The sequence below is a fragment of the Microbacterium sp. C23T genome (assembly GCF_053345975.1).
In genome coordinates this window covers 1-5171 of record NZ_JBKFBD010000063.1, presented here as the reverse complement: position 1 = coordinate 5171, position 5171 = coordinate 1, and the positions used below count along the sequence as shown (strand labels likewise).

Sequence of the window (5171 nt, the reverse complement as noted above, 5' to 3'; positions counted from 1 at the left end):
GACGGGGAGGGCCCCGCGGCCCCGGGGGGGGCCGGGGCCACCCGACGCCGGCGCCGCAGCCGGCGCGGTCGGTCGCGGCGCGGCGGGAGCCGTCGCACGCGGCGCAGCCGGTGCCGATGCGGGCGCGGCAGGTGCCGACGCACGCGGTGCCGCAGCCTGAGCGGGCCGTGACCCGCTCGGCGGGGCAGCGGCGGTGCGGGCCGCCGGTGCCTCAGGTGCGGCAGCCTGACGCGGAGCCTCGCGACCGGGACCCGAGGGCGCCGGCGCCGCCGGGCCACCCGTGCCAGCGGAACCGCCGGACCCACCGGCAGCGTCGTGACGGGCGATGTACTTCACGCGGATGCCGAGAACGGCCAGAATCGCCTGACGCAGGTCTTCGCTGGGGCCCTTGCCCGCGGCGAGCTGCTTGAACTTCGCGACATCGCTCTGGCTCGAGAACGCCAGGGTCAGCACGTCGTCGTCGAGCGCCACGGTGCGGGCACCCGAAGCGAGCATCCACGACGAGCGGCTCACGTTCTCGAGCTGCGCGAGAACCTGCGGCCACGCCTGCTGGAGGCGGTCGAGCGTGACCGGGCCGGCGGGGACGGGAGGGGTCGCCACGGGCGCAGCCTCGGCAGGCTGCGCGGCCGGAGCCGGCGGCGCAGCCGCTGCGGGCGCGGCGGCAGAGGCTGAAGGCGCGGGCGCTGCGGCTGCAGGCGCGGGAGCTGCAGGTGCAGAAGCTGCGGGCGCGGGCGCGGGCGGCGCGGGAGCTGTCGTCGCGGGGGCCGGTGCAGCGGCCATCGCCGGCGCGGCGACGGGAGCGGCGCCGGCGCCGCGCGCCAGCACGCGGGCGACCATCAGCTCGAGCTGCAGGCGCGGCGAGGTGGCGCCGGTCATGTCGTCGAGCGTCGCGATGACGAGGTCGGCGATGTGCGACAGCCGCGACGGACCGAAGGCGTCAGCCTGGCGCTGCATGCGCGCGAGGTCTTCGGCCGAGACGCCCCGCAGCACGGCGGCGGCGCCCTGGCCGGCCGCGGACACGACGATGAGGTCGCGCAGGCGCTCGAGCAGATCGTCGACGAATCGGCGCGGGTCCTGTCCGGTCTGCACCACGCGGTCGACCGCGGCGAAGGCAGCCGCCGCGTCGGAGGCGGCGAAGGCGTCGATCACCTCGTCGAGCAGTTCGGCGTGGGTGTAACCCAGCAGCGCGACCGCGCGGGCGTAGGTGACCTTGGCGTCTTCCGAGCCGGCGATCAGCTGGTCGAGCAGCGACAGGGTGTCTCGGGGCGATCCACCGCCCGCGCGCACGACGAGCGGCAGGACGCCCTGCTCGACGTTCACGCCCTCCTGGGCGCACAGCTGCTCGACGTACTCGAGCATCGCGGCCGGGGGCACGAGGCGGAACGGGTAGTGGTGGGTGCGCGACCGGATGGTGCCGATGACCTTCTCGGGCTCGGTCGTCGCGAAGATGAACTTCACGTGGTCGGGCGGCTCTTCGACGAGCTTGAGCAGGGCGTTGAAGCCCTGCGGGGTGACCATGTGCGCCTCGTCGAGGATGAAGATCTTGAAGCGGTCGCGGGCCGGCGCGAACACCGCGCGCTCGCGCAGGTCGCGGGCGTCGTCGACACCGTTGTGGCTGGCCGCGTCGATCTCGACGACATCGAGCGAACCACCGCCGCCACGGCCGAGCTCGACGCAGCTGTCGCACGTGCCGCACGGCGTGTCAGTCGGACCCTGCGCGCAGTTGAGGCAGCGGGCGAGAATGCGCGCCGACGTGGTCTTTCCGCACCCGCGGGGGCCTGAGAAGAGATACGCATGACCGACCCGGTCGCCGCGCAGCGCGGTCATGAGCGGCTCGGTGACCTGCGACTGCCCGATCATCTCGCCGAACGACTCGGGCCGGTAGCGGCGGTAGAGGGCGGTGGTCACTCCCCCAGCCTACGGCGTGGGGCCGACATCGCGACCGCGACTCGACAGGCTCGGCGAACCGGGACCGGACGCGCACGGCGCGCGCCGAGGACACACGGCGATCGGCCGTCGAGATCCCCTGCTAGATTGCTCGGCAGTGACACGGGGTGCCCGCACGGCGGGCTGAGAACACACCCGTCGAACCTGATCTCGATCATGCGAGCGAAGGGATGTCGCGATGAACGCGCGCACCGAAGCACACCTGTCCGCCCTCTCCCCCGCCGCCGCGCTGACGGCGCTGCGGGAGACCTCGCCCCTGGTGCAGTGCATCACCAATGCGGTGGTGACGAACTACACGGCGAACGCACTCCTGGCGGTGGGCGCCGCCCCCGCCATGTGCGACATCCCGGGCGAGGCCGGACTCTTCGCCAGCGTCGCCGACGGCGTGCTGGTGAACCTGGGCACCCCTACGGCCGAGCAGCGCGAGGCCGCCCGCGAAGCGGTGCGGGCCGGCACCCCGTGGGTGCTCGACCCGGTCGCGGTCGGCGTGCTGCCCGTGCGCACCGCTCTCGCCGCCGAACTGCTCGAGCACCGTCCCGCCATCGTCCGCGGCAACGCCTCCGAGATCCTCGCCGTGGCCGGCGAGGGCGGCGGCGGTCGCGGAGTCGATGCGACGGACGGGACGGATGCTGCGGCCGGCGCCGCGCGGTCGCTCGCGCTGCGCACCGGCGGCGTGGTGGCCGTGTCGGGACCGGTCGACCTCGTGACCGACGGCGAGCGAGTGGTCCGCATCGGCGGCGGGGACGCGCTGCTCACGCGGGTCACCGGCGGCGGCTGTTCGCTCGGCGCGGTGATGGCCGCGCTCGTCGGCGTCTGCGCTCCGTTCGAAGCGGCGGTGGCGGCATCCGTCCTCTACGCGGCCGCGTCGGAACGGGCCGCGGCCCGCGCGGAGGGGCCGGGCACGTTCGCCGTGGCGTTCCTCGACGCGCTCGACGCCGTCGCCGCAGCGCCGGCCGAGCTCGACGCGCGCGTCGCCGACGTGCTGGCGACCCGATGAGCGGGCTCGGCGCACGTCTCGCGCTGCACCTCGTGACCGACGACCGTCTGCCGTTCGACCGGCTGCTCGAGGTAGTCGACGCGGCGGCGGGCGCGGGCGTCGACGTCGTGCAATTGCGGGCGAAGTCGGTGACCGCCCGCGAACTGCTGCGTCAGGCGCGAGCGCTGTCGGACGTCGTCGACCGCCGCTGCCTGCTCCTCATCAACGACCGCGTCGACGTGGCCGTGGCGGCGCGGGATACCGGAGCCCGCGTCGACGGAGTCCACCTCGGACAGAGCGACCTCCCGCCCGAAACCGCGCGCCGGCTGCTCGGGTCGCACGCGGTGATCGGATGGACCGCGAACTCCGCGGAGCACCGGGCCGCCGCACATCTCCCCCGCCACGGCACGATCGACTACCTCGGCGTCGGCGTCATCCGGCCGACGTCGACGAAGCCCGACCACCCGCCGGCTCTCGGCGTCGAGGGCTTCGCCGCGTTCGCCGCGGGCACCGACCTGCCGTGCGTCGCGATCGGCGGGGTCGTGGAGTCGGATGTCGCGGCGCTCCGCGACGCCGGGGCCGCGGGCATCGCGGTCGTGTCGGCGATCTGCGGCGCGGACGACCCGGCGGCGGCGGCCCGTGCGCTCCGGGATGCGGCCGATGCGCCCTCGCTCGAGGGGGTCGCGCGTTGACCGACACGGCGTTCGCCGCGCCCGCACCGACGCCGGTTCGCGCGGCGGCGATCCCACGGGTGCTCAGCATCGCCGGCACCGACCCGACCGGCGGCGCCGGCGTGCAGGCGGACCTCAAGTCGATCGGCGCGCTCGGCGGCTATGGCATGGCCGTGGTCACCGCGCTCGTGGCGCAGAACACCCGCGGCGTGCGCGCCGTGCACGTGCCGCCGACGACGTTCCTCGCCGCGCAGCTGGATGCCGTGTCGGACGACGTCGAGATCGACGCGGTCAAGATCGGCATGCTGCAGTCGGCGGAGATCATCGGCACCGTCCGGCAGTGGCTCGGACGCGTGCGCCCGCCGATCGTGGTGCTCGACCCGGTGATGGTGGCGACGAGCGGCGACCGTCTGCTCGACCCCGCGGCCGAGGAGGCGCTGCGTGAGCTCGCCCGCGACGTCGATCTCGTGACGCCGAACCTCGCGGAGCTCGCGGTGCTCACCCGTCGCGCCCGCGCGACCTCGTGGGCGGAGGCCGTCGCCGACGCGCAGACCCTCGCCCGCGACACCGGCACGACGGTGCTGCTGAAGGGCGGGCACCTCGACGGTGCCGACTGCCCGGATGCCATCGTGGCGGCCGACGGCGCCGTGCACGAAGTCGGCGGCGCTCGCGTCCAGACGCGTCACACCCACGGCACCGGCTGCTCGCTCTCGTCCGCGATGGCGACGCTCCGGGCGGGCGGCGCGTCCTGGCCCGAGGCGCTTCAGCGCGCGAAGACGTGGCTGACCGGGGCGCTCGCCCACGCCGACGCGCTGCGGGTGGGCGAGGGCAACGGCCCGATCGACCACTTCCACGAACTACGGGGCGCAGCATCCTCTGCCGTCCCTTCATGGTCGGCACGCGTGTGGGAGGCCGCCGCACCAGAGCGCGCGGAGGTCGACGGCCTCGACTTCGTGCGCGGGCTCGGCGACGGCACCCTGCCGCGCGAGACGTTCCTGCGATACCTCGCGCAGGACGCGCTCTACCTCGGCGAGTACTCCCGGGTACTGGCGAAGGCGAGCGCGCTCGCGCCGACGTCGGAGGAGCAGGCGTTCTGGGCGCGTGCGGCGGAGTCCTCCATCGTCGAGGAGCGCCGGCTGCACGAGTCCCACCTCGGCGCGACGGCCGCAGCCCCGGCGCCGCAGACGCTCGCGTACACGAACCACCTCCATGCGTCGGCCCGCTCGTATGCCGAGCTCGTCGCGGCGCTCCTCCCCTGCTTCTGGCTCTACACCGATCTCGGTGTCCGTCTCGCCACGCGGCGGCACGACGAGCACCCGTACGACGACTGGCTCGCGATGTACGGCGACCCCGCCTTCACCGCGGCGACCGCCCGCGCGACCGAGATCGCCGATGCGGCGGCGCTCGAGGCCGGCCCGATCGAGCGGGCGCGCATGGACGCGGCGTTCGCGCGCTCGATGGAGCACGAGCGGGAATTCTTCGCCCGCGCCTGACCGGGATCGGCCGCGAAAGACGGAGATCCGGCGGAAGCAGGACGGATCCACCAGGATCGTCCGTCTTCCGCCGGATCTCCGACG

Annotated in this window: 4 protein-coding genes and 1 riboswitch; of the genes, 3 read left to right on the top strand and 1 reads right to left on the bottom strand. The window is 74.7% G+C overall.

The features are described 5' to 3' along the window. Nucleotides 1-1908, bottom strand: a 1908-nt coding sequence (locus tag ACLBXX_RS20585) for a DNA polymerase III subunit gamma and tau (RefSeq protein ID WP_447659539.1), incomplete at its 3' end; no start/stop codon positions are given. A 132-nt stretch (nucleotides 1909-2040) separates the two neighbouring features. Next, nucleotides 2041-2135, top strand: a riboswitch (TPP riboswitch). On the opposite strand from ACLBXX_RS20585, the gene thiM reads away from it, so the two are divergent. From thiM to thiD, 3 genes are all read left to right on the top strand, one after another. Then, on the top strand, nucleotides 2126-2944 hold the full coding sequence (thiM, locus tag ACLBXX_RS20580; protein ID WP_447659538.1) for a hydroxyethylthiazole kinase: 819 nt from the start codon (nucleotides 2126-2128) through the stop codon (nucleotides 2942-2944). It overlaps the preceding riboswitch by 10 nt. Then, nucleotides 2941-3615, top strand: a complete 675-nt coding sequence (gene thiE / locus ACLBXX_RS20575; RefSeq protein ID WP_447659537.1) for a thiamine phosphate synthase — start codon at nucleotides 2941-2943, stop codon at nucleotides 3613-3615. The genes thiM and thiE overlap by 4 nt, the downstream gene beginning before the upstream one ends. Next, the gene (gene thiD / locus ACLBXX_RS20570) at nucleotides 3612-5087 is read left to right on the top strand and encodes a bifunctional hydroxymethylpyrimidine kinase/phosphomethylpyrimidine kinase (RefSeq protein WP_447659536.1); all 1476 of its coding nucleotides are present in this window, start codon (nucleotides 3612-3614) and stop codon (nucleotides 5085-5087) included. Before thiE ends, thiD begins: the two co-directional genes overlap by 4 nt. Nucleotides 5088-5171: the final 84 nt, after the last annotated feature.